At 67.3% G+C, this 24,951-nt stretch carries 23 protein-coding genes; 10 read left to right on the forward strand and 13 right to left on the reverse strand.

Annotated elements, in window-relative coordinates; translation table 11 throughout:
• Window positions 1-38: 38 nt before the first annotated feature.
• Complete coding sequence (locus GPX89_RS22390; RefSeq protein ID WP_157389546.1) at window positions 39-941, reverse strand: NADP-dependent oxidoreductase; 903 nt, start codon at window positions 939-941, stop codon at window positions 39-41.
• 66 nt (window positions 942-1,007) lie between these two features.
• Here GPX89_RS22390 and GPX89_RS22395 point away from each other — a divergent pair, with 66 nt between their 5' ends.
• On the forward strand, window positions 1,008-1,430 hold the full coding sequence (locus tag GPX89_RS22395; protein WP_157389547.1) for a winged helix-turn-helix transcriptional regulator: 423 nt from the start codon (window positions 1,008-1,010) through the stop codon (window positions 1,428-1,430).
• Here GPX89_RS22395 and GPX89_RS22400 read toward each other — a convergent pair.
• The 3 genes from GPX89_RS22400 to GPX89_RS22410 form a co-directional block, all read right to left on the reverse strand.
• Entirely contained in the window at window positions 1,420-2,058 is a 639-nt protein-coding gene (locus tag GPX89_RS22400) for a class I SAM-dependent methyltransferase (RefSeq protein ID WP_157389548.1), read from the reverse strand. The two genes, GPX89_RS22395 and GPX89_RS22400, sit on opposite strands and share 11 nt — an antisense overlap.
• Before the next feature lie 9 nt (window positions 2,059-2,067).
• Window positions 2,068-3,990 (reverse strand): DUF6301 family protein, encoded by a 1,923-nt coding sequence (locus GPX89_RS45945; RefSeq protein WP_157389549.1) that lies wholly within the window; start codon window positions 3,988-3,990, stop codon window positions 2,068-2,070.
• 137 nt (window positions 3,991-4,127) lie between these two features.
• Window positions 4,128-6,014: a CocE/NonD family hydrolase gene (locus tag GPX89_RS22410; RefSeq protein ID WP_407939480.1), complete on the reverse strand. Its 1,887-nt coding sequence runs from the start codon at window positions 6,012-6,014 to the stop codon at window positions 4,128-4,130.
• Between the two features lie 333 nt (window positions 6,015-6,347).
• Between GPX89_RS22410 and GPX89_RS22415 the strand changes: the two genes are divergently transcribed.
• Window positions 6,348-7,361, forward strand: coding sequence for an alpha/beta hydrolase (locus GPX89_RS22415; RefSeq protein ID WP_235947748.1), 1,014 nt, complete (start codon window positions 6,348-6,350; stop codon window positions 7,359-7,361).
• 62 nt (window positions 7,362-7,423) lie between these two features.
• Entirely contained in the window at window positions 7,424-7,801 is a 378-nt protein-coding gene (locus tag GPX89_RS22420; RefSeq protein WP_157389551.1) for a hypothetical protein, read from the forward strand.
• A 13-nt stretch (window positions 7,802-7,814) separates the two neighbouring features.
• Here GPX89_RS22420 and GPX89_RS22425 read toward each other — a convergent pair whose 3' ends face one another.
• The 6 genes from GPX89_RS22425 to rpsF form a co-directional block, all read right to left on the reverse strand.
• On the reverse strand, window positions 7,815-9,164 hold the full coding sequence (locus tag GPX89_RS22425; protein ID WP_328602174.1) for an LAGLIDADG family homing endonuclease: 1,350 nt from the start codon (window positions 9,162-9,164) through the stop codon (window positions 7,815-7,817).
• Between the two features lie 45 nt (window positions 9,165-9,209).
• Window positions 9,210-10,604 (reverse strand): replicative DNA helicase, encoded by a 1,395-nt coding sequence (dnaB, locus tag GPX89_RS22430; RefSeq protein WP_157389553.1) that lies wholly within the window; start codon window positions 10,602-10,604, stop codon window positions 9,210-9,212.
• A gap of 614 nt (window positions 10,605-11,218) precedes the next feature.
• Entirely contained in the window at window positions 11,219-11,674 is a 456-nt protein-coding gene (rplI, locus tag GPX89_RS22435) for a 50S ribosomal protein L9 (protein WP_033088208.1), read from the reverse strand.
• 17 nt (window positions 11,675-11,691) lie between these two features.
• A complete protein-coding gene (rpsR, locus tag GPX89_RS22440) occupies window positions 11,692-11,961 on the reverse strand; it encodes a 30S ribosomal protein S18 (protein ID WP_033088209.1) in 270 nt (89 codons plus the stop codon).
• A 66-nt stretch (window positions 11,962-12,027) separates the two neighbouring features.
• Entirely contained in the window at window positions 12,028-12,588 is a 561-nt protein-coding gene (locus tag GPX89_RS22445) for a single-stranded DNA-binding protein (protein ID WP_033088210.1), read from the reverse strand.
• 138 nt (window positions 12,589-12,726) lie between these two features.
• A complete protein-coding gene (gene rpsF / locus GPX89_RS22450) occupies window positions 12,727-13,017 on the reverse strand; it encodes a 30S ribosomal protein S6 (protein WP_120739209.1) in 291 nt (96 codons plus the stop codon).
• A 249-nt stretch (window positions 13,018-13,266) separates the two neighbouring features.
• Here rpsF and GPX89_RS22455 point away from each other — a divergent pair, with 249 nt between their 5' ends.
• Window positions 13,267-14,682 carry a glycosyltransferase family 87 protein gene (locus GPX89_RS22455; protein ID WP_407939460.1) on the forward strand — a complete coding sequence of 472 codons (1,416 nt, stop codon included), beginning with the start codon at window positions 13,267-13,269 and terminating at the stop codon, window positions 14,680-14,682.
• On the opposite strand, the gene GPX89_RS22460 is transcribed toward GPX89_RS22455, so the two are convergent.
• Entirely contained in the window at window positions 14,584-15,153 is a 570-nt protein-coding gene (locus GPX89_RS22460) for a CGNR zinc finger domain-containing protein (RefSeq protein WP_198347542.1), read from the reverse strand. The two genes, GPX89_RS22455 and GPX89_RS22460, sit on opposite strands and share 99 nt — an antisense overlap.
• A 78-nt stretch (window positions 15,154-15,231) precedes the next feature.
• Here GPX89_RS22460 and GPX89_RS22465 point away from each other — a divergent pair, with 78 nt between their 5' ends.
• A complete protein-coding gene (locus GPX89_RS22465; protein ID WP_157389555.1) occupies window positions 15,232-16,191 on the forward strand; it encodes a DMT family transporter in 960 nt (319 codons plus the stop codon).
• 102 nt (window positions 16,192-16,293) lie between these two features.
• Window positions 16,294-17,256 carry a DUF389 domain-containing protein gene (locus GPX89_RS22470; protein WP_157389556.1) on the forward strand — a complete coding sequence of 321 codons (963 nt, stop codon included), beginning with the start codon at window positions 16,294-16,296 and terminating at the stop codon, window positions 17,254-17,256.
• Here the strand turns inward: GPX89_RS22470 and GPX89_RS22475 are convergent, their stop codons facing one another.
• A complete protein-coding gene (locus tag GPX89_RS22475) occupies window positions 17,257-18,423 on the reverse strand; it encodes a DUF475 domain-containing protein (RefSeq protein WP_157389557.1) in 1,167 nt (388 codons plus the stop codon).
• A 51-nt stretch (window positions 18,424-18,474) separates the two neighbouring features.
• A complete protein-coding gene (locus tag GPX89_RS22480) occupies window positions 18,475-19,050 on the reverse strand; it encodes a TerD family protein (protein WP_157389558.1) in 576 nt (191 codons plus the stop codon).
• A 215-nt stretch (window positions 19,051-19,265) separates the two neighbouring features.
• Between GPX89_RS22480 and GPX89_RS22485 the strand changes: the two genes are divergently transcribed.
• The 4 genes from GPX89_RS22485 to GPX89_RS22500 are packed head-to-tail and all read left to right on the forward strand — an operon-like array spanning window position 19,266 to window position 24,950.
• Window positions 19,266-20,477, forward strand: a complete 1,212-nt coding sequence (locus GPX89_RS22485) for a hypothetical protein (RefSeq protein ID WP_328602176.1) — start codon at window positions 19,266-19,268, stop codon at window positions 20,475-20,477.
• A gap of 36 nt (window positions 20,478-20,513) precedes the next feature.
• Complete coding sequence (locus GPX89_RS22490) at window positions 20,514-21,725, forward strand: HpcH/HpaI aldolase/citrate lyase family protein (RefSeq protein ID WP_157389900.1); 1,212 nt, start codon at window positions 20,514-20,516, stop codon at window positions 21,723-21,725.
• Window positions 21,722-24,133, forward strand: coding sequence for a phosphoribosyltransferase (locus GPX89_RS22495; protein WP_157389559.1), 2,412 nt, complete (start codon window positions 21,722-21,724; stop codon window positions 24,131-24,133). Before GPX89_RS22490 ends, GPX89_RS22495 begins: the two co-directional genes overlap by 4 nt.
• Before the next feature lie 4 nt (window positions 24,134-24,137).
• A complete protein-coding gene (locus tag GPX89_RS22500) occupies window positions 24,138-24,950 on the forward strand; it encodes an HAD family hydrolase (protein ID WP_328602177.1) in 813 nt (270 codons plus the stop codon).
• The last annotated feature ends 1 nt before the right edge of the window (window position 24,951 follow it).

The following is a 24,951-nucleotide window of genomic DNA, read 5'->3' on the forward strand; positions in this document are numbered from 1 at the left end:
GTCCGCGCAGCAAATGTCCCGATGGCCGGATACCCGGATCAGTCGGTCCAGGGCGTGAGCACGATCTTGCCGCGCACCCGGCCGGATTCGCTGAGCTTGTGCGCCTCGGCGATATCGGCCAGCGACATCACGCGCGAGATCTCACCGCGCAGCCGCCCGGTGACGACCAACTCGGCGATCTCGCTCAGATCCGTCCCGGACGGTTGGAAATAGTGGCGGTGATAGCGGGGGTCGGACAGTGGTTCCTCGCCCTGGGCGTCGACCACCCGGCCCTGCGGCCCGAGCACCCGCAGCGAGCGTTCGGAGTAGTCGTCGCCGACCAGGTCGAACGCGAGATCGATATCGCCGGTCGCGGTGGTGAAATCCGTTGTCGTGTAATCGATCAGCTCGTCCGCGCCGAGGCCGCGCAGGAACTCGTGATTGGCGCCGCGGGCGGTGCCGATCACGTACGCGCCCCGTGCCTTCGCGATCTGCACGGCCAGATGTCCCACCCCGCCCGCGGCCGCGTGCACCAGAACCCTTTGGCCCGCATGGATATCGGTGAGAGCCTGCCATGCGGTGAGCGCCGCCGTGGGCAGGGCGGCGGCCTGCGCGTGGCCGAATTGCTCCGGTTTCCGGGTGAGGAATTCCACTGGCGCGACGACGTATTCGGCATACGCGCCGGAACGGCTCACCACATTGCCGAAAACCTCGTCGCCGGGCCGGAATTCGGTGACCTCCGCACCGGTCTCGACGACGGTGCCCGACAGGTCGAAGCCCAGCGTGAACGGCGGCGGTCCCAGCTTGGTGACCACCCCCGACCGCAGTTTCCAGTCGGCGGCATTGATCGACGTGGCGGCCACCCGGATCAGAACCTCGCCGGGCCCCGGCCGCGGAATGTCGGCCTCCACCGTCTCCAGAACATCGGGTCCGCCGAGGGTGCGCTGCGTGATCGTCTTCATGCCCTCGATCCTGCGCTCGGTAGTATCCGAGGGGAAGAAGGCACTATTCCGATCCCGAGGTACCTCATGGATACCGTCTCCGACTGGGAGCCATCCGGAAATCTGGTCGAAAGCTACCTGCGGCGCTGCCCCGCGCGCGACATCCTCGCGGTGCTCGCGGACAAGTGGGTGCTGCTGGTGCTGGGCACGCTGCGCCAGGAGGGCGGCCCGATCCGGTTCAACGAATTGCGCCGCCGCCTCGACGGAATCACGCAGAAGGTGCTCACCCGCACGCTGCGTGATCTGGAACGCGACGGGTTGGTCCGGCGGACGGTGTATCCGACCGTGCCGCCCCGGGTCGAGTACACGCTGACCGAGCTGGGGACGGACCTGGGCCAGATCACCCACGCCATGGGGCAGTGGGCGCTGCGGCACGCGGATGAGATCACCGCCTCGCGAACCGAATTCGACGAGCGGGCGGCACGCGAGCCCGAGCCGGTCAGACTCTGACGGCCAGCACGGTGGCCTGCGGGGTGCGCTCGTCCGGGCGGGCCTCGCGGGACAGCTTGGCGGTGGCGCGGAAACCGTTGGCGGCCAGCACTTCCGCGAAGGTGTCGGGTGCCCAGCGGAAGGACGGTGCGACCTTGTGCGCGTATTCGGTGACGCCCGTGGGCTCGTCGGCGGCCTGGAAGCCGAAGATGACGTGGCCGCCCGGACGCAGCACGCGCGCGAATTCGGTCAGCACCGCCGGAACCCTTTGCGGCGGAGTGTGAATGAGCGAATACCAGGAGACCAGACCGGTCAGGGCGGCGTCCTCGAGGGGTAGCTGTTCCATCGATCCGATCTCGAACGAGATCTCCGGGTAGGTCGCCCGGGCCAGCCGGATCATCTCGGGCGAGAGATCGATCCCGGACACCCGCAGTCCGGCCGCCGTCAGATAGGCCGCCACCCGGCCCTGACCGCAGCCCACCTCCAGCACGGGTCCGGTTCCGTTCTCCCGCACCGCTTCCGCGAAGGCGTCCAGCATCATCCGGTCGAACAGCATGTCGTCCATCAGTCCCTCGACCATCCGGGCGTACAGCTCGGCGTACTCGTCGTAACCGGCCCGGGTGATCCGAACGTCTTCGCTTTCGATCATGATTCGACTCTAGGCCGTGCCCGAGCCGCCGATGGATCCCGTGGACGGCGTGCGCACGGGCTGATCCAAACCGTTCAGCAGCACACCGAGCCGAGCCTCCGGCGGCATGAGTGTTCGCAGCGGCCACACCGCCAGCCGCGCCATCCGGCGCAGGTCGCGGGGCAGAGCCGGAAGCTGAAGGTCGAAGTGCCACAGCGGATATCGGTGATCGGGATGCTGCCAGCCATCGCGCAGCATGAGCTCGAGCACCCGCGGCTCCAATGCGCGGGCGGCGGCCCCGGCCAACTCCAGGCGCAGCAGCTCCTTGTCGCGGTCCACCCGGGCGCGATGCGGCTCCCCCGCGTCGAGGGTGAGTTGCCCGGCCTCACCGAGGTCGGCGATCAGCCCGGCCAAATCCTCGAAGAACTGCGCCCATTCGCGATCGCGGGCACGGTGCGCGGCCCGCTGCTGCTCGATGATGAGGCGGCGATCCCGATCGCCGGGCGGCACCAGATACAGCTCCACGGTGTCGGCCTCGGCGACCACGCCCAGAGTCAACCGGGCATCCGGCCAGACGGGTCCGTGCGCCTGCCACAGCACCCCGTGCCGGGGCATCCCGAACTCGGCGCGGAAGCCGTCCACCGCGCGGGCGTGCGCGGCGGTGCGCTGCTCGCGCACCTCGGCGGGCAGGCCCTCGTCGTAGAGGAACGATTCGATGCTGTCGCTGAGGGTGACGCAGACGGCTTCCAGCCGATCGCCGTCGAAACAGAAGCGGACCCGCGGATCGTCCACGCGTAGGTCGGTGTCGGCCCACACGGTGCGCTCCCCGGTATCGGTGTCGTGCACCGGTTTCCAGCCCGCGGCGGCGGCGAAGCCCGCGAGATCGGCGCGGGTCCAGGTCCAGTCGAAACTCCGGGCCGCGCGGGCGATCTCGATCCCGGCGGGCACATCCACCCGCAGTGGCCCGGCATCGAACTGATAGGTGGCGTGATTGCGCAGGAATTCGGCGCGCTGGGTGCGGGAGGTGGGGTGCGGCGGCACGCCCAGCGGCGTCACCTCCAGATCCGGACCGCCCTCCACCCAGGCGTCGGCGACCAGCTCGGTGATCGTGCCCGCGCCGACCGTGCGCAGGGCGTCGACGGTGCGCTGGGCCAGGTCGCTCATGGCCAGCGGGCCCGCGCGCCGGGACAGGGTGCGGGTCCAGTTCGCCTCGCGCGGCGGCGTCCAGCCCTGATCGATCAGCCGCTGCTCGATCTCCGGGGTGTATCGCCATGTCGGATCGATGAATTCGCTGCGGGCCAGTTCACCGGCGAGCTGTTCGGGACCGGCCTCGAACTGCACGAAGCGGCCGCCGGGCACCGTGAGCACCAGCCGTCCGTCCACCGGCAGGGTCTCCAGGAAACCGGCCAGATGCTCGGCGAAGCGCCCCCAGCCGCCCGCGGCGCTGCGGCGGCGGGCGATCTCGTGGCGGCGATCCATCCAGTAGCGCTGCGCGGTCGGGTCGACCAGCAGCAGATCCACGGTGTCGACGCCGATGGTCAAGCCCGCGAACACATTCGCGAAGCGCCACGCCACGCCCTCGGCCGGGCCGGCGTCGGCGCTCTCGGGCTCGCCCCATCGCTCGGTGAAGGCGGCGGTGGCCTGTGCCAGGGCCGCCTCGAGCAGTTCCCGGCTGCCGAAATCGGCGGGCGGCGGGCAGTCCGAGATGGTGACCCGCACATGGTCGAGGCCGCGTTCGCTGCCCCAGAACATGGCCGAATCCCACCAGACGTTCAGCCCGGTGCGGGAGAAGACGGGCCCGTCGCGCAGGGTTCCCACCGGTTGCGGACTACTCCATCCGACCAGTCGGGAGAATTCCGAGACATTGCCGGATCCCCAACGCCACCCGAACCTGGCTGCCGCTCTGACGATCTCGACCGCACCCGCGGTATCGATCCGCACTTCGAAACCCACCCCGCGACACTAACCCGGGGTGCGGCAATGCAGGAGTGCGTTCCGGTCTCGAGTACTCTGTAGGCGGCCGGTGCTTCCCGAACGGGGCGGACAATCCTCGGGAGGCCCGGCCATGATCATGATGCGACGCGAATATGTCAGTGTTGCAGCGGGAATCGTGAACTTCCCGCATCGCCCGCCGGAATGATCGGCAACACCAGCGCCGACGGATGATCCGCGTCGTGATAGATCGTCTGGGTCGCCACCTGCGTATTCGCATTCGAGCCGAACGGATCGCCGGTATTCGGGTTCGGGGCGAACTGCGGGAAATCGCTGCTCGAGACCTCCACGCGGATCTTGTATCCCGCCTTGACGAGATAGCTGGTCGGCCAGATATCGATCGAGTACTTGTACGGCTGACCCGGCACGATCGGCGACGGATGCTCGAGCGAGTCACGGAAGGCGGCGCGAATGATCCCGTTGTTCAGGTTCACCGTCGACCCGTCCGGGGCCACCGCCACCAGCTTCGCGGTGAAATCGGTGTCGGTCGCCGTCGAGGCCGCCCACAGCGTCATCCGAATCGGGCCCGTCAGTTCGGTATCCGAGGACATGGGCGTGGTCGTGTAGGTCAGCACATCCGAACGCTGCTCCACCACGAACTGATCCACCGGCCCCTGCGGACCCGTCGGCGCGCCGCAACAGGAGTGCCCGCCCGCGCTCGGCACGGGATTGAGCGGGTCGTAGTCGTAGCGGTCCGGCTGCTGCGGGTCCTTGGACGCCGCGGTGCTGAGCAGACCGACCCGGCCCTGGATTCCGTTGCCGCCATTGCCCGACAGGTAATAGGTGGTCCACTGTGTGTTCGGCAGCGGCCACGCCGATGCCGACTTCCACTTGTTCGCGCCCATCAGGAAGTAGTCCACCACCGGCTTGCCGGAAACCTTGTTGTCCTGGCCCTTCAGGAAATGGTCGTACCAGGCCAGCATGAGGTCGTTGATCGGACTGTCGCCCGCCTCGCCGGTGGCGGCCAGCATCGGGGTCTCGATATTGGCGCCGGGGCGACCCCAGCCGACGTGGTCCCACGGCCCCAGCACCAGGCGCTGGTTGGTCTTGGCCTCGGGCGTGCCGCCATTCGCGACCATGCCCGCGAAGTTCTCCGTCCCGCCCGCGAGGAAGGCGTCGTACCAGCCTTCGAAATCCAGTACGGGGACCTTGACGTTCGCGTACCGGTCGCGGATGCTCCACTGCTTCCAATAGTCGTCGCGAGTGGAATGGTTGATCCAGTCGTAGAACCACGGCGCGACCGTCTGATCGCCGGGATGCATCGGTGGAAACTGCTGGTAGGGGCGGAAACCCAGCCAGCGTGAGTAGTTCGCGCCGTCCGCGGCCAGCTGTTTGGCCGTGCCGGTGTCCCCGCGATTGAGGGCCGAGCTCGCGCCGATGGTCTCCATGGCCCACGGCTCCACGAACGCCAGCCGGTACGCGCCGCCCTCGTAGGTCCACCCGTCGTAATAGTCCGAGGCCGTATTCGCCGGAACGATGGTGGTCAGATGCGGGGGCGCGCCGACGGCGGCGAGCCATTGCGTGGCACCGACATACGACGAGCCGTACATGCCGACCTTGCCGTTCGAACCCGGCAGCCCCGCGGCCCACTCCACCGAGTCGTACCCGTCGTTCATGTCGTTGGTGAATTCGCTGAACGTGCCGCCCGACTGCCCCTGCCCTCGAATGTCCTGCACCACAACCAGATAGCAGTGTGAGGCGAACCAATCCGGTGTCTGATACCGGAAGGGCTGGATCTGCGCCGCGGACTTCCCGTACTGCGTGCGCATGAGGATCACCGGGACCTGGTCGGAGGTCTTCGGCTTGTACACATCGGCCTTCAGCACCGCGCCGTCCCGCATGGTCGCGGGCACGTTCTCCTGCTTGTCCACCGCGCACGACCCGCGCCCCTCGGCGGGCGGCCAGCTCGCCGCGACCTGCTGCGTCCCACTGTTTCCGCTGCTCCCACAGCCCGCCGCGACCAGCGCGGCCGTCGCGGCCACCACCCCGGCCCGAACGATGCGACCGCGTCCTCTCCCACTACGGCTCATCGATCGACCGTAACCCCGCCGCGCGGCCCGACGATCGCGAATCAGGCAAAGAGACCGACTCCGGCGTGCATGGCGTGGGTTTCTGGTGCCTGACCTGGGCTGTCACGTCAATTCGCACGATTGTCGCTAATTTTCAGCAACAAAATCGGCGAACTGGACGATAGGTACATCGAGCGAGCGTGACGACGGGAACTGCCCCCGTCGTCGCGCCCGCTTTTCGCCCGGTTCGGGGACCGGATCCGAATGACGACGCGGCCGATGGCCGCGGGAGCGAGAGGATCGGCATCGATGGGATTGATTCGTAGTGCGATGGCCCTGGTCGTGGCCTTGATAGCGCCGCTGGTCATCGCGGTATCCGGCGGTGGCGCAACGGCATCGGCGGCCTTCGATCCGGCCGCGTTCGACTTCTGGGTCGATTCCGCCATGGGGCCCATCAAGACCCGCGTCCTGCGCGCGGCCGACGGCAATACCGACCGGGTCGTCTACGCCCTCGACGGCATGCGCGCCCGTGAAGACCTCAACGGCTGGGAAATCGAAACCACTGTGGCCGAGGCCATGGCGGCGGCCAACATCAACGTGGTCATGCCCGTCGGCGGCCAGTCCAGCTTCTACGCCGACTGGAACGCGCCCAGCTCCTTCTTCGGCATCCCGCCCGGCACCGGATCCGCCAACACCGGCTCCGGCGTGACCGACGCCCTCTCCGGCGGCCCCGGCAAGAGCTACCGCTACACCTGGGAATCCTTCCTCACCAACGATCTTCGCTGGGCGCTGCGAGACCGCCTGGGCTTCAACCCGAATCGCAACGGCGTCTTCGGCCTCTCCATGGGCGGCTCCGCGGCCCTCACCCTCGCCGCCTACCACCCCGACCAATTCAGCTTCGCCGGAGCGTTTTCCGGCTACCTCAACATCTCGGCCCCCGGCATGCGTGAGGCCATCCGGCTGGCCATGGTCGACGCCGGCGGCTACAACGTCGACTCCATGGCTCCCCCGTGGGGCCCCCAATGGCTCCGCATGGACCCCTTTGTCTTCGCCCCCCGCCTGATCGCCAACAACACCCGCCTCTACATCTCGGCGGCCTCCGGCCTCCCCACCGCCCAGGACGGCCCCAACATGGGCACCGCCAACGGCATGGCCCTGGAAGCCCTCGCGCTGGCCAACACCCGAGCCTTCCAGGTCCGCATGGCCACCCTCGGCGCCACCAACGTCGACTACTCCTTCCCCGCCTACGGCATCCACGCCTGGAACAACTGGCAGGACGAGGCCTACCGCATGCTCCCCGCCCTCTCCGCCAACATCGGCTGACGAGACCCCGGACACCCACCGAAATCCTTTACTACGCCCTTCGGTGGGTGTTCGATTCTCCTATGGCGACCGAAAACGGCGGCTACCAAGACAAACGAATCACCGCCGACGCGACCGGCATCACCGTCCGCGCCTACTACTTCCCGACCGCCAGCGCGAAACGCATCCCCTACGAGTCCATCCGCTCGGTCCACCGCTACCCCATGGGCGGCTGGTCCGGCCGCGGCCGAGGCTGGGGCACCAGTGACCCGCGCTACTGGTTCTCCCTCGACGTCTCCCGCCCCCGCAAGTCCGTAGGCTTCGTCCTCGACCTGGGCCGCCGAGTCCACCCGGTCCTCACCCCCGACGACCCGGACGCCTTCGAATCCACCCTCCGCACCCACAACCTCGACATCCAACACCACGAATCCGCCCGCGACATCGCCCGCGGCCTCGGCTGACCAACGGCCCGGTCTACATCCCGGCCTTCACCGAAACGCTGTCTGCTATCAGGTTTTCAGTGCCGGGGACGTATACCGAGAACACCTCTTGCTCGCCGAGGCTGGTGACCTCTGTAATCCGATCCCAGAAGACGTCGTTGTTGCAGAGTATCGCGAGCTCGGGGGCATCGAGTATGTAGGCTGCGCGGGCCAAGCGCGCGCGACCAAGGGAGCGCTTCCACATCGCGGACCCGCAGTATTGGCTTCCCATCGCAGCTTGGAACTCACGATGGGTCATTTGCCGAGCCTCCAATATTGTTCTGACTGCGTTCCAGATCTCCTTGGGCACCGTATCGACGTTGGGATTCGGTTCGAGCTTGTCGAGCTGGGTAAGCATTGCTTCCCCAGCTACGCCCCGTGCCCCATGAGCGCCTACGTCGTACAAGAAGGTGATTTGGTTGTCGGTGCCATCGATGGTCAGGTGAAAGCAGTCGCGGTACCCAGGCTTTCGGACTCGCCTGATACGCCCGTGCACCTCCAACCTGAGCAAGAGATTCGCGACGTCGTTGATGAGCTGCCAGCTGGTAGACGCGTAGTAGATGCGGGCCTGGCGTCCTTTCCCGTCCCAGCGAATGGATCCATCCGTGGCCCACAAGTGTCTGAGGAAGATCGCCACCTGGCTGGTCGGGAATGCGAAAACAGGCTCAGGAACGAATTTCTCGTGGCTACGGAGCCCGAACAAGCCCAGCTCATCGAGCCATGCGGCGATCGGGTTTCGCCTTCCGTGCGTGAGTCGGTACGGCGCGGGCAAACGCAGTGTGGTGACTCGGGCAGCTGCGTACTCGTCGCGGATCGCTGTGATGCCGAAGTGGGTTGCGGCCGCTGTCACTGCGGAAAGGTTCTCTTCGTCGATGCTGGCGTAGCGAATCGGCTGTCGCTTCACGAAGGAACCATCACCGATCATGTGTGCCAGCATGACCGCCTCGGCGTCGGGCATCTCCTTGGGGTGCAGGGTATGTGGAACCCATCGCGGTATGGCAACGCGATCGTCGGGCGCGAGTGCTTCCAGGTCCTTCCAGCCATCGATGGTCAGCAGCCGGGCTGCAGTCGACAGTTCGACGGATCGGCCCGAAGCGAGGCGGACACGCATGACTTCGCCGGGGCCGGAGGTCACGCTGGAGACGGGCCGTGGGACGAACCTCATCCGCTCGTCGAGCGACCATACGAGCGGCCGTTCTCCGTTGCGGTGCAGCGACTTCACCGATATAGCCGCGCCGTTGTCGGCGCGGAAGACACGAGCCGATTGGGCTAGACCGCCCAGTTTGCTATTGAAGTTGTTGGTGCACTTACCGATTGACTCATCGCGAGCATGGTTGGTGGGCACCAAACAACAGTAGGTCGAATAGGTGTTCGATGCTAGCGAATTCGACTATCCCCGTGCCATATCGACAAATCGACTCAAATGCAGCTGGTGTGCAACGGTAATCGTCGCGGTCGGTCCGTTTCGATGCTTGCCCAGAATCAAATCCGCCTCACCGCCGCGGGGGTCATCTCGTTCGAAGGCATCGGGCCTATGTAACAAAATGACCATATCGGCATCTTGCTCCAAACTTCCGCTTTCACGCAAATCGGACACCATAGGACGCTTATCCGTTCGCTGCTCAGGACCACGGTTGAGCTGCGAAATCGCGATTACCGGAACCTCGAGTTCCTTCGCCATCAGCTTCAAACTTCGCGAGAATTCCGAGACTTCTTGCTGACGGGATTCGACCTTTTTTCCGGAACTCATCAGCTGGAGGTAGTCGACGACGATGAGGCGGAGGTCGTGGCGCTGCTTGAGGCGGCGGGCCTTGGCTCGGATCTCCATCATCGTGAGGTTGGGTGAATCGTCCACGAAGAGCGGGGCTTCGGAGATTTCGCTCATGCGGCGGGCGAGTTTGGTCCAGTCGTCGTCGCTCATGCGACCCGAACGCATATCGCCCAGTTTGATTTTCGCTTCCGCGGATAGGAGGCGCATGACGATTTCGGTGCGGCTCATTTCCAGGGAGAAGATGACGCTCGCCATGCCGTGCTTGATGGAGCAGCTGCGCATGAAATCCATTCCCAGGGTGGACTTGCCGACACCCGGGCGCGCCGCGACGATGACCATCTGGCCCGGGTGGAGGCCGTTGGTGATTTCGTCGAGTTCGGTGAAACCGGTTGGTACGCCTAGGGAGATGCCGCCTCGGCTGGCGATGGAGTCGAGTTCGTCCATCGTGGGCTGGAGGATGTCGGTCAGGGGGGCGAAGTCTTCGGAGGAGCGGCGTTCGGTGACGTCGTAGAGCTCCGCCTGGGCGCGGTCCACGACCTCGGCGACATCTTGGCCGTCCGCGCCCGCGTAGCCGTACTGGACGATTCGGGTGCCTGCTTCGACCAGGCGGCGCAGGATCGCCTTCTCCGCAACGATTTCGGCGTAGTAGCCGGCGTTGGCGGCGGTGGGGACCGTTTGGGTCAGGGTGACCAGGTAGGGCGCGCCGCCGATGCGCTTCAACTCGCCCCTGCGGTCGAGGGTGGCGGCGACGGTCACGGGGTCGGCGGGTTCGCCGCGGCCGTAGAGGTCGAGGATGGCCTCGTAGACGGCGTCGTGGGCGGGGCGGTAGAAGTCGCCGGGGCGGATGACCTCGACTACGTCGGCGATGGCGTCCTTGGACAGGAGCATGCCGCCGAGGACGGATTGTTCGGCGGCCATGTCGTGCGGGGGCTGGCGGCCGAAATCCTCGCCGGGGGCGTCGGGATAGTCGGAGGGTCCGTGATCGTCGTGGCCGCGATCGTCGACGACTGCCATCGGCTCGACCGTCCTCTCTCCTCGCGCCCGGAACGAGTTCATGACCGTTGTACGCCTGCGCACCGACATGTTCGGGCCGCCACGCGGAGTCGCCGCGCCGAGTTGTGCGGGCGCGGTGGCAAACCGGTGATGGGTGCGCTGGAATACCCCGAGTCGTGCCGTCCCGGGCTGTGGTCACGACACTGAATGCGAACCTAGGCGACCGGGCGGTGACCCGCCAAACCGAGCTGTGCACATACCTGTGGACAACGTGGGTATTGTTCACCAACCGTTGTGCACCCCCTGTGGAGAACTTGGGGACAACGGTCGGCGGGGCTCATCAATCCCCTGGTAGTGGCGGAATTCTCATTGTGCGTAACTGTGGATCAATTCGGTGCGGCGTGTCGCTGGACGGTAACGTCCGGGCGTGTTGGGTAAACGGACGGTCACGCGCTTATGACCTGACTCACAACGAGAACGGTTGGTTTGCTGAGCAATCCACAGCCCGGGCGAACATCGCGGGTCACGCAGGCCGACCCTTCGCGATGACACCCGCACACAACAAACAGCCACTACCTGGCAAACAAAAGAAATCGGAGGCCACCCCCACCGGGAGCGGCCTCCGACAAGCCGAATTACTCGGCGGCGTTGACCTGCAGGTCGACCTTGGCGACCACATCCGGGTGCAGGTGCACCACGACACCGTGCTTACCGGTGCTCTTGATGTGGGCCTTGGGCAGCTCGATGCTGCGCTTGTCCACAACCGGGCCACCGGCGGCCTTGATGGCCGAGGCGACATCGGCGGCGGTGACCGAACCGAAGAGCTTGCCGGTGCCCGCGGTCTTGACCGCGAGGGACACGCCGGACAGACCCTCGAGGGCCTGCTTCAGCTCGTTGGCGTGGTCCAGGTCGCGCACACGGCGGGCGTCCTGCGCCCGGCGAATGCCCTCGACCTGCTTCTGCGCGCCCCGGGTGGCCACGATGGCCAGGCCGCGCGGCAGCAGGAAGTTACGGCCGTAGCCGTCCTTGACCTCCACGGTGTCGCCGGGCGCACCGAGGTTGTCGACATCAGCGGTGAGGATGAGCTTCATCTCTGTGCCTTCCCTTCTCAGCGAGCGGTGGACACGTAAGGCAGCAGGGCCACCTCACGCGAGTTCTTCACGGCGACAGCGATATCGCGCTGGTGCTGGACGCAGTTGCCGGTCACCCGGCGAGCGCGGATCTTGCCACGGTCGGACACGTACTTGCGCAGCAGCGCGGTGTCCTTGTAGTCGATCTTGGAACCGGCGGTGTTGTTCTTCTTGCCGGCCTTGTCTTCCTTGCAGAAGGTGCAAGCCTTCTTCTTCAGCACCTTTTCGCGTGCCGGTGCTTTGGCCATGGTCTTTCAACTCCAAAATTCTGGGAACGCAACCCATCCGAGGCGGTTCCTGGGGAAAGCCGTTGTCTAGAACGGCGGTTCGTCGTCCATCGGCCCGCCCCCGAAGGAGCCGGCCGCGGGGGCACTGCCCCACGGGTCGTCGCCGGCGCTCTGGCCGCCACGACCCCCACCACTGTTGCCACCACCGGAGAAGCCGCCGCCGCCTTGCTGGCCGCCGCCGCCCTGTCCGCCACCGCCGAAGCCGCCGCCACCACCGCCACGGGTGGTCTTGTTGACCTTCGCGGTCGCGTACCGCAGCGAGGGACCCACCTCGTCGACCTCGAGTTCGACGACCGTGCGCTTCTCACCCTCACGGGTTTCGTAGGAGCGCTGCTTGAGTCGTCCGCTCACGATCACTCGCGAGCCACGGGTCAGGCTCTCGGCGACATTCTCCGCAGCTTCACGCCAGATGTTGCAGCGCAGGAAAAGCGCTTCGCCGTCTTTCCATTCATTGGTATTACGGTCGAACACGCGGGGAGTGGACGCGACGGTGAAGTTCGCGACCGCCGCTCCCGCGGGCGTGAATCGAAGCTCGGGGTCAGCCGTCAGATTGCCGATGACGGTGATGACCGTGTCGCCTTGGGCCATGGTTCCTCCTGCTGTTTCCGGTGCAGTCCGCAATGCGCTCGCCCGTGCGAGCCCGAGATCGGGCTCAGTGCACGGTTTGCCAGTCAGCCTAGAGACAGGGACCGACGATTTACGAGCGACGTTGCGGGAGGACTGGACTTACTTCTTGTCGGTACGCAGCACCTTGGTGCGCAGCACCGACTCGTTCAGGCCCAGCTGGCGATCGAGTTCGCTCACGGTCGCGGGCTCGGCGGTCAGGGTGACGACCGCGTAGATGCCCTCGGCCTGCTTGTTGATCTCGTAGGCGAGACGACGGCGGCCCCAGATGTCGACGTTGTCGACCTTGCCGCCCTCGGCACCGATGACACCGAGCATGGTGTTCAGATTCGGGCCGACGGTGCGCTCGTCCTGGCTCGGATCGAGAATGACCATCACTTCATAATGACGCACGGACCTCATCACCTCCTGTGGACTGTGAACGGCCCACGGACTGTCCGTGGGCAGGAGGGTTCGTTGCGTCAGCAACCCGACAAGGCTACATGAGCCATCGCGGCGGTCCCGCCACGGGGTATGAGCGCTCCGGCCCGCGTGTACACGCGGGCCGGAGCGCGGGGGATATAGCGGCATGGGCCTTGCGAAATCGGGCCAGTCTGGAGTTGAACGAGCGGACACGCGGGAGGCGCGCCTAGGGTGGGGCGCATGTCGAACCGACCCGTCGTCAGCGAAATGGATTCGCGCCGCCGCGGTTCGGGTCGTTCGATGATCGCGCTCTATTCGACGCTGGTGTGCGGCATCACCCTGCTGATCGCCTATATGAACAAGGCGCGGTGTGCGGGTGGAGCGGTCGACGAGTCCGGCCGCAGCCTGATCTTCGATTCGATCAAGGACTCGAATGTCTGTTATTCCGACATTCAGTACCTGTGGTTGGGTCGCGGCATCGACGAACACCTCTTTCCCTATATAACGGGCGGCATCACGCCGGACGGTCAGCTGACCGGCGGGGCCGTCGAGTACCCGGTGCTGAGCGGTCTGTTCATGTGGATCGGAGGTCTGGGTTCACACACCGACGCGGACTTCCTGCTGCACTCGGCGCTGCTCATGGCCCCATTCGCGCTGCTCACCGCCTACCTGCTGGCCCGGATGGCCGGACCGTCGGCGCTGCTGTGGGCGGCCGGGCCGCCGCTGGTGCTCTACGCCTTCCACAATTGGGAACTGCCGGTGGTCGCCACGGCGGTCGCCGCGTTCTATGTGGTGACGGTGCTGACCAAATATTCGCTGCGGGACCGGGCGATCGCGGCGGCGGTCTTCCTGGCGATCGGCTTCTGTTTCAAGCTGTATCCCGGACTCTTCGTGCTGCCCCTGCTGATCTATGTGCTGCTCGGTGAATCCCCCTTGCGGGAAAGGCGATTCGATGTGCGCGGCGCGCTCATGGTCGCCGCCACGGCGATCGGCACGGTGGTCGCGATCAATCTGCCGTTCGCGCTGGCCGGATATGACGGCTGGCGCGCGTCGATCACCTTCCAGCAGTTGCGCCAGGCCGATATCACCACGAATTCCATCTGGTACTGGGGTCTGCGCCCGCTGTACGCGAACACCCGCGGCGGTGAGGCGGCGTTCCAGGACATGGTGTCGGTGGCCTCGCCGGTGCTGGTGGTGGTGTCCTTCGCGCTGGCCTGCTGGCTGGGGTGGCGGCGCTATCAGCTGGCCGGTGTCTATCCGTGGATCGGCGTCAGCGGCGCGATGCTGTGTGGATTCCTGGAATTCCACAAGGTGCATTCGCCGCAGTACACCCTATGGCTGATCCCGTTCCTGGTGCTGCTGGAAGTGCCGTGGGGTCTGATCGTCACCTACCTGATGGCCGACGCCTGTATCGGCATCGGCGTCTTCCGCTACTTCTATGCCCTGGGCGCGGGCAACAACGCCGCGTTCGAGCAGAACATCGTGCAGATCGGTGTGTGGGGCCGGGCGGCGCTGCTGGTGGTGTTCTTCTTCCTGTTCGTCGCCGCCCGGCCGCGGTCACTGGGCCGGCTCGGTGTTGCGGGCGCGGAAGGCCTTGCTCTTGGCCCGGTTTCCGCAGACCGCCATGTCGCACCACCGGCGCGAACCGCCGCGTGAGGTGTCGAGGTAGAGGCGGGTGCAGGCGTCTCGCCCGCACTCCTTGAGCCGGTCCCGATCGGGGGAGCCGAGCAGTTCGATCGCCGAGCGGGCGATGGCGGCCAGCGCGGAATCGATTGTGCCGCCGCGCCGTACCGCACCGTCGGCGGTGAGGGTGAGTTCGGGCAGGGTGTCGCGGGCGTGACTCTCGAGCAGTGCCCGGTCGGCCGCGTCGAGGGGTTCTCCCCGCAGCACGGTCTGCATGGTCCGCCACGCCGCTTCTCGTAGCGCGGTCGCGCGGTCGAGCGCATCGGCGCAGTCCGGTGCGGTGTCGAGGATTTCGGCCGCGACCACCCATTCGCCGAGTTCGTCCGCGGTGGTGAGCCGTTCGATCCGGTTGGTCCGTCGTTCGCCCACCGTGCCGATGAAGTTCAGCGCCAGGTTGCCGCTGACGAACAGATGCGGGTCGGTGAAGGTCGACATGTTCTTCATAGTAACCACCTTGACAGGTTACCGATAGGAGTGTCACTGTAATAACCACTTAAACCGGTTAGCGGCTCGGAGGAAATCATGGACAACCGGCTTCTCGAGGTAGCGGGCCCGCCGGCCCTGATGTTCATGTGGAGCAGCGCCTTCATCGCCGGCATCATCGGCGTCGGAGCGGCCCCCACGATGCTGGTGCTGTTCGCCCGCTTCGCGATCGCGGGCGCCCTGCTGATCGTCTTCGCCCTGGCGACGCGAGCGGTGTGGCCGCGCGGCCGCGTACTGGCCCACACGGTGGTCGCGGGCCTGCTCATGCAGATGGTGCAGTTCGGTGCCTTCTACTCCGCGATGCATCAGCACGTCAGCGCCGCCATCATCTCGCTGGTGCAGGGCCTGAGCCCGGTCGTGATCGCCGTATTCGCCAGCGGCGTGGGCGAATCGGTGAGCCGGCGGCAGTGGCTGGGCTTCGGGGTGGGCGGGCTCGGCGTCGGCCTGGCCGTGGTCGACCAGTCCCACTTCACCCTGTCCGGGCTGCTGCTGTGCCTCGGCGGCCTGCTCGGCCTGAGCCTGGGCACCGTCTACCAGAAGCGCTTCACCCCCGCGGTCGATCCGCGCACCAGCACCGCCCTGCACGTGGCCGTCAGCGCCCCGTTCGCGGGTGTGATGGCCCTGGCCGCAGGCGATTTCCACATCGCCGATCCGGGTCGCTTCGCCGGTTCCCTGGTCTGGATGGTGCTGGTGAATTCGATGGGCGCGTTCCTGCTGCTCAACACCATGCTGCAGCGCTGGGGCACCACCCGGGTGAGCCGCTACTTCTTCGCCATTCCGGCGATCACCGCGGTGATGGCCTGGCTGGTCATCGATCAGCCGTTGCGCCCGTTGACGATCGCGGGCCTGGGCGTGGGCGTAATCGGCATGATCCTGGCCTCCCGCCGCGGCGCGGCACCGGAATCGGAGACGAGCGCGGCGCCGGAACCGAAGCCCGCACGGGAACCGATCGCGGAACCCATCGACGTCGCGGTCCGGCGGTACGCCCTGCGCGCGTGAGCGGATGAGCGAGTGCGCGGCCGGGGTGTGCTGGATGCGAATTCCAGGACACCCCGGCCGTTTCGGACCGCCGTCCCCGCTCCGCCACGGCAGACTGTGCGCATGCTGCACCTGCGGATTCTCTCCCCCACCGCGATGACCGACGCTGTGCTCGAGGTCCTCGAAACCGATGACGCGGTCACCGGACTGGTCGCCATTCGCGGTGCCGTTCTGCGCCCGCGCGGCGACCTCATCACCGCGCAGATAGCCCGCGAGGCCGCCAACGACCTGGTCTGCAAGCTGCGCGAGATGCGGGTGCACCAGGAGGGCAGCATCGAGATCGAGCAGGTGGGAACCTGGCTGTCGCGCAGCGGATTCGAGGCCGAGGTGCGCACCCCGGGCAGCAGCACCGACGCGGTGGTGTGGGCCGAGGTGGCCCAGCGGGCCTATGACGACACCGAGCTGAACTGGACCTTCCTCAGCTTCCTCACGCTGGCCACCGTCATCGCCAGCATCGCCATCATCACCGATTCGCAGATCCTGACCGTCGGCGCGATGGTGCTCGGTCCCGAATTCGGCCCCATCGCCGCGCTCGGGGTCGCGCTGGTGCGGCGACGTTTCATGCTGCTGCGACTGGCCGTGCGCACCTTGGTGATCGGGTTCGCGACGGCCATCGGGTTCGCCATCGTGCTGGCGTTGATCGCCCGCGCGCTGGGGTGGATCACCGTGGCGCAGGTGACCGGTCCCCGCCCGGCCACCCATTTCATCTATACGCCCGACAAGTGGTCGTTCGTCGTTGCCGTGATCGCGGGCGCGGCCGGGGTGCTGTCGATCACCTCGGCGAAATCGGTCGGCCTGGCAGGTGTTTTCATCTCGGTGACGACGGTGCCCGCGGCGGGCAATATCGCCCTGGGCGTGGCCATCGCCGACGGCGCGACGGTGTGGGGCAGTACGGCGCAGCTGCTGGTGAACCTGACCGGCATGGCGTTCGCGGGCTGGCTCACGCTGGCGGTCCAGCAGACGCTCTGGACCCGGGTGTCGGTGCGGCGGGCGAAGCACATCGTCATCCCCCGCCGCATGCTCTGATCAGCCGACGCTGGTGGACTTCTCCAGGTCCACGTCCTCGTCGCTCTCCTCGTCCGCCTCGCGGCGATTGCGAATCACGCTGGTAACGAACGCCGCTCCGATGAACGCCACGCCGACCAGTCCGCTGATCACCTCGTTCACGTGCACGCCGATGGTGATGAACAGGATGACCGCCAGCGCGCCGATGGCCCAGAACGCGCCGTGCTCGAGGTACACGTACTCCGCCAGCGTGCCCTTGCGTACCAGGTAGACCGTGATGGACCGGACGAACATGGCGCCGATCAGGCCCAGGCCCAAGGCGATCAGGATCGGGTCGGAGGTGATGGCGAACGCGCCGATCACGCCGTCGAAGGAGAACGAGGCGTCGAGCACCTCCAGATACAGGAACAGGAACAAGGCGGCCTTGCCGGTGGCCTTCACGATTCCCGACGGTCCGGCCGCGGCCTGTTCCTCCGCGTGCTCCTCGGCATGGAACATCGATCCGAGGCCGTCGACCAGGATGTAGGTCATCACGCCGAGGATGCCGGCCAGCAGCACGGTGCCGCGATCATCGTCGGCGGCGATGAATTCGGCCGCGATGACGATGCCGGCGAGGGTCAGCACCACCGCGAGCATGTCCAGCTTGCCGAGCTTGGCCAGCGGCCGCTCGATCCAGCCCAGCCAGGTGACCTCGTGCTCCTCGAGAATGAAGTTGAAGAACAGCAGCAGCAGGAACGCGCCACCGAAGGCGGCGATCTGCGGATGCGCGTCGGTGAGCAGCTTCTCGTAGGACGGGCTGCCGTCGGCGAAGGTGAGCGCGCCGTCGGCGGGCGGGTTCATGGCCAGGTCGAAGGCACGAACCGGGTTGAGCCCGGCCGTGATCCACACGATGGCCAGCGGAAACACCAGGCGCATGCCGAAAACGGCGATGACGACGCCGACGGTGAGGAAGATGCGCTGCCAGAACTCGCTCATCCGCTGCAGGATGCTGGCATTGATGACCGCGTTGTCGAAGGACAGCGACACCTCGAGGACGCCCAGGATGGCGCACAGCGCCAGCGCGGTCGGGCCGCCGTAGACCAGCGCCGCTAACAGCGCCAATACGGTGACGACAATGGAGAGGCCGAATATTCGCACCGCTTGGGGCCTTTCGTTGTGGCGGGTCGGGGGACGGAACAGGGTGGACATGCGAAGAGGGCTCGTGCGACCGAGCCCTCTTCGTGTCGCTAGGTGTTCGTATTAGACATTGACGCCGAAGTCACGGGCGATGCCCGCCAGGCCGGAGGCGTAACCCTGGCCGATTGCCCGGAACTTCCACTCCCCATTGTTGCGGTAGAGCTCGCCGAAAACCATGGCGGTTTCGGTGGAGGCGTCCTCGGACAGGTCGTAGCGGGCGAGCTCGGCGCCATTGGCGCGGTCCACGACCCGGATGTAGGCGTTGCGCACCTGGCCGAAGCTCTGGCCGCGGGCGTCGGCGTCGTAGATCGAGACCGGGAAGAAGATGGATTCGATGGTCGGCGGGGTGTTGGCGAGATCGATGTTGATGGTCTCGTCGTCGCCCTCGCCCTCACCGGTGAGGTTGTCGCCGGTGTGCACGATGGTGCCCTCCGGGGACTGCAGGTTGTTGAAGAACACGAAGTGCTTGTCGGACAGGGCCTTCTTCTCGGCGCTGGTCGCGATGGCGCTGGCATCGAGGTCGAAATCGGTGCCCGTGGTGGTCCGGACGTCCCAGCCCAGGCCGACGGCCACCTGGGTCAGGTTCGGAGCCTGCTTGGTCAGTGAAACGTTACCGCCCTTGGACAAACTGACACCCATGGTGGGGATCCTTCCGTTGTAAAGCGTTCGAAGCGTTTCTTGCTCAACGGCGTTGTCCGCTCTGCCGGTTCCCGCCGCCTAGAGAGTAATGGTTTTCTAAAGTCTTGTGTAGATAAGTCTCAACCCTACCGGCTGGAAGCAACTGTCATACGATAGGTTTCCATGAACGCTCGCCCTTGTCGCCCCTTTGTCACGGGTCTCCTACCATCGGGGGCGTGGCAGCAGGCCGTCGACGCGGATGGTTCCGGACACCCCGGAACAACGAATGGGTGCAACAGGTCCGGCAGGTCGTGACGACCGCCTTCCTGGACATGGATCAGCGCCAGAGCATCGCCGAGGCCGCCGTCGCCGCGTCCGCGGCGCTGTTCCCGGAGCGCGGCATGACCGCGCGCTGGGAACCCGTGCGGGCCCGCTGCTACGGCGCCTCCGGGGCCTACCTGGCCCTCACCGATCGCCTGGACCAGCTCGAACGCGACGAGCGCGGGAGCGTCGAGGTCACCCAGCCCGAAATCGACGGCGTCCTGCGGGGTCTGACCGATGCCGCGCGCGGGGTGGACGAGTTCTACCGCGGCAATCAGGCCCACCTCGAACACGCGGTCGCGGTGTACGGCTCGGTGCCGCAACTGGTCTCGCAGGTGCGCGCGCAGGCCGAGCAGTCGCGCCAGGCCGCGGCCGCCTCGCCCTATGCCGCCTACCCCTCGATCCGGCAATGCGCGGCCGCCGTGGATGAGGGACTGCTCACACTCGAGGCGGCGGTCGCCTCCGGGTCCGGCGGCGCCACCCGCGACGCCGCGACCCGGCTCGAGACCCTGGTGCGGGAACTGTCCACCGCCCTGGAAACCGCTCCCGGAAAACAACATTCGGCCGCTACCGCCGTCGCCTCGGCGGCCACCCGGCTCGATGCCGCCCGCAACCGCCTGGAACGCATCGCCCCGGCCATGTCCGCGCTGCTGCGCGAATTCGCGGCTGCGTCCTCGAACGATTTGGCCAACAATGAGCGACAGGCCCGGGCGGCCATCGACGCCGCAGCCGCGGATCTCGCGCACGCCCGGGAAGCCTTGACCAGCAACGACCCGGAGGCCGCGCTCGAGAAGACCACCACCGCCCGCGCCCACCTCGCCACCGCCGAGGAACGCGCCGAGGCCGTCACCGATCGGCTCGCCCTGCTGCGGCAGGTGCGCGAGCAGCCCGCCGAGCGCGCCAAGGCCGTGCGCTTCAAACTGCGCGACGCCCAGATGCTGGCCGTCAACAAGGGCGTGGTCCCGCAATGGGGTTCGGTGCTCGACGCCCAGGCCGAACGCCTGGACCGGGCCGGCGCGGGCCTGACCGGACGCCACCCGGACTACTGGGCCTACGTGTCCGAACTCGACGCCATCTCCGCGTTCGTCACCGGGGTGGTCGAGCGCATGCGAAATACCGAGAGATAGTTCGACAGTAGGAGGACGGCCGCACCGATGACCGTGATGATCACCGGCGATCCGGCGCTCGCCCCGGTCTCCCTGCGCAAACGCTTTCCGCTGCGGCACTTCCGGCAGGTGCCGGGTCCCGAGCTGCGGCGGCTGTTGCACCGGCTGCCCGAACCCTTCGGCGGTTCGCGCGATCGAGACCTGCTGGCCATGGCGCTGGGTGCGACCCTGTATGTGCCCGCCACCCGGCCCGACCTCACCAAGACCATCGTGCGGCGCGCCGAGCGCGGCGTGTGCTCGATGGTCATCGACCTCGAGGACGCGGTCGCCGACCACGCCGTCGAATTCGGAAAACGGCAGGCCGCACGGACTCTGGACGAACTGGCCGCCGGGGACGAGGCGTATCCGCTGCTGTTCGTGCGGGTACGCGACGCGCACAGCATCACCGAACTCCTCGACCGGCTCGGGCCGGGCGTGGTGGCGCTCACCGGGTTCGTGCTGCCGAAGTTCGACAGCGCCTGCGCGGCGGACTATCTGGAGGCGCTGGAACGGGCCTCGAAAGCCCTGGGCCGCCGGGTGTTCGGGATGCCGGTGCTGGAGTCCCCCGCGCTGGTCCACCGCGAGACCCGCGATCGCGAGCTGAGCCGCATCGGCGCGCTGCTGGCGCGACACCGCGACCGCATTCTCGCCGTGCGTATCGGCGCCACGGATATGTGCTCCACCTTCGGGATTCGCCGCGACCGCGACCTCACCATCTACGACGTGCGGGTGGTCGCCGACGTCATCGCCGACATCGTCAACTACCTGGGCCGCGCCGACGGCACCGGCTTCACCATCACCGGGCCGGTCTGGGAGTACTTCGCCGACCACGCCCGGATGTTCCGCCCGATGCTGCGCACCTCCCCCTTCGCCGAGCTGGACGCCGTACCGTTCCGGCAGTCGCTGGTCAGCCGCGACATGGACGGACTGCTGCGCGAGATCACCCTCGACCGGGCCAACGGCATCCAGGGCAAGACCGTCATCCACCCCTCGCACGTGGCCGTCGTGCACGCCCTCTCGATCGTCACCCACGAGGAATACGCCGACGCCCTCGACATCCTGCGCACCGCCGCGGGCGGCGTCGCCGCCTCCGAGTACCGCAACAAGATGAACGAGATGCGCCCGCACCGCCCCTGGGCCCGCCAGATCATGCTGCGCGCCAAGGTCTTCGGCGTGGCCAATCAAGGAGTCACCTTCGTGGACCTGCTCAAGGCCGTGGTCGAGTCATGACCGCCGACCCCGCCCTACCCGAGCCCGTTCTCGAACTACCCTGGGCCACCCGCGAACTCGGCCTCACCCTGTGCCACACCGTTTCCGCCGTCCTCGAGCGGGATTGGCGCGTCGAGAACCTGGTCGAGCCCGGCCTGCGCCGCAACCCCCGCCGAGCCCACCTGCTGGTCTCGACCGTCCTCGGCAAACACCTGCCGACCGACCCGCACCGCGTCCTCGACGCCGGAAACCGCCTCGGCGACCTGGTGCGCCGAGCCCTCGGCCCGGCCGACGCCGTGGTCCTCGGATTCGCCGAAACCGCAACCGGTCTGGGGCACACGGTCGCGGCTCGCATCGGTGCGCACTGCTACCTGCACTCCACCCGCCGCGACGTGCCGGGAGCGCGAACCCTCGCCGGATTCGAGGAGGGCCACTCGCACGCCACCTCGCACCTGCTGCAGCCCATGCCCGCCGAGGTGTTCCGCAACCGGCTGCCGATGGTCCTCGTCGACGACGAGATCTCCACGGGCGCGACCGCTTTGGACGCCATCCGGGCCCTGCACGCGCACACCCCGCGCGCCCACTACATCCTCGCGTCCCTGGTGGACATGCGCACCGATGCCGACCGTCGCGCCTTCGAATCCGCGGCCGCTGATCTCGGCGCGCGCATCGACACCGTCTGCCTGGCCACTGGCGCCACCCGGCTGCCGACGGACCTGATCGATGTCGTCGCCGCGCTGCCCGAGCCCGTGCTCAACCCCGTCGCCACCAGCCGCGGCAGCTGCGCCCGCGTCGAACTGCCCTGGCCGCACGATGTTCCCGAGGGCGGCCGGCACGGCTTCCTGAGTTCGGACGCGGCATCTTTCGACACGGCGCTCGAGGCGGCGGTGGCAGCCCTGATCGGTAACCTCGCCGCGCCGCGTCCGGTCATCGTCATCGCGCATGAGGAATTCATGTACCTGCCGCTGCGCATCGCGGCGGCGCTGGCCGACAACGGCATTCGCACCCGCTACCAGACCACGACACGCTCGCCCGCCTATGTCCTGGACGAGCCCGGCTACCCGCTACGGCGTGGCTTCTGCTTCACCGCACCCGAACTCGGTGAGGATGCGCCGCGATTCCTCTACAACGCGCGCTGGCTCGAGCTCGCGGCCGAGTTCGAGCCGCTCTTGCTCGTGGTGACCGATCGCCCCGCGGACACCGAGAGACTCACGGCTTCCGGAGGTCTCATCGATGTTCTCACCGCGTCGGGAGCGGACGTGTTGCTGGCCGTCCTGCCCGCGGTGGATCCGCGGGCGCTCGAGGCCGATCGCAGCGGACCGCCGGAACCGTTGCGCGGGCCGGAGTTCGGGTCCTATGCGCCCGATGAGGTGGCGTGGCTGTTGACCGACCTGTCGGGTGTGGCGCTGGAAGCCGAAGTGGCGGATCGGGAACGGCGGATCCAGGTCGGGGAAGCGCACTACGCGGAGTCGCTGCCGGTGGAATATCAGCCGGATGCCGCCTATCGCCGGTTGTTCGACGAGGTGCTGGCCGAGAGTGCCGAGCGGCTCGCCCTGGCGGTGGGGACCGTGGCGGAATTGGTTGCCACCGAGCGGGGGAGCGAGGTCGTGCTGGTTTCGCTGGCGCGGGCGGGGACGCCGGTCGGGGTGCTCATGCGGCGATGGCTGGGGGAGCGGGGCGTCGAGGTGCCGCATTATGCGGTGTCGATCGTGCGCGATCGCGGGATCGACACGGAGGCGCTGGATTATCTTGCGCAACAGCATGATCCGCGCCGGATCGTCTTCGTCGACGGATGGACCGGCAAGGGGGCGATCACCCGGGAGCTCGCTGCCGCGCTGGACGCCTATCGAGCGGCGGGCGGGGCGCGGTTCGATCCGGAGCTCGCCGTACTGGCGGATCCGGGGAGTTGCGTGCGCACCTTCGGTACCAGAGACGATTTCCTCATCGCGTCCGCGTGCCTGAATTCCACGGTGTCGGGGCTGGTTTCGCGGACCGTGCTCAATCGGGAGTTGATCGGGCCGGGACAGTTCCACGGAGCCAAGTTCTATGCGGAGCTGGCCGATCAGGATGTCAGCAACCGGCTGCTGGACACCGTGTCCGGCTGCTTCGGCCGGGTCCGGCCGCTCGTGGACGCGCGGGTGCGCGAGGTGCTGGCCTCGGACCGGACGCCGACCTGGGCGGGCTGGGAGTCGGTGGAACGGGTGCGGGCCGAGTACGGGATCTCGAGCGTGAACTTCGTCAAACCCGGTGTGGGGGAGACGACCCGGGTGCTGTTGCGGCGAATGCCGTGGCGGGTGCTGGTCCGCGATCCGGAGGCGCGGGAACACGCCCACATCCGGTTGCTGGCCGCGGCGCGCGGGGTGCCGGTCGAGGTGGTTCCGGATTTGGCGTATGCCTGTATGGGCTTGATCAAAGATGTGAAGGGGTAGCTGGGTGCGCGCGGTGATGGTGGCGACGGATCTGGATCGGACCGTGATCTATTCGCGGGCGGCGTTCGGGCAGACGGACCCGGCGACGGTGTGTGTGGAACACCATGAGGGCCAACCGCTCTCGTACATGACGGTGACCGCGGCCCAGCGGATGAGCGAGCTGGCCGCGGCGGCGGCGCTGGTGCCGGTCACCACCCGCACCATCGAACAATTCCAGCGGGTGCGGCTGCCCGGCGGGCCATGGCCTTACGCGGTCACCAGCAACGGCGGCACCATCCTGCGCAACGGCCTGCCCGACCGGCGCTGGCGTTCGGCGCTCGACGCCGAGGTGCGCGCCGAGTGCGCCACCCTGGTCGAGGTGCGCGCGGAATTGCGTGCGCGCGTGGACGAATCGTTCGCCGTGCGCCTGCGCGAGGCCGACGACCTGTTCTGCTACCTGGTCGTCGACCCCGATCGCGTACCCGAGGGCTTCCTGGCGGAATGGGAATCCTGGTGCCGTCCGAGAGGCTGGTCGGTTTCGCAGCAGGGCCGCAAGATCTACACCATGCCCACACCGGTGTGTAAGAGCCGCGCGGTCACGGAGGTGCGCCGCCGCCTGCTGGAGGCCGGTGAACTGCGCCCGGACTCGGTGCTGGCGGCCGCGGGCGACGGCGCGCTGGACGCCGAGCTGCTGCGCACCGCCGACGTCGCCATCCGGCCCCGGCACGGTGAACTGGAGCAGCGTAACTGGACCCATCCGGGCGTGGCCGTCACCGCGGCCACGGGCATCCACGCCGCGGACGAGATCCTCGACTACTTCCTGCGCGTGCGGTCCTAGC

The sequence above is a fragment of the Nocardia terrae genome, assembly GCF_009760405.1.
GTDB classification, from domain to species: Bacteria; Actinomycetota; Actinomycetes; order Mycobacteriales; family Mycobacteriaceae; genus Nocardia; species Nocardia terrae.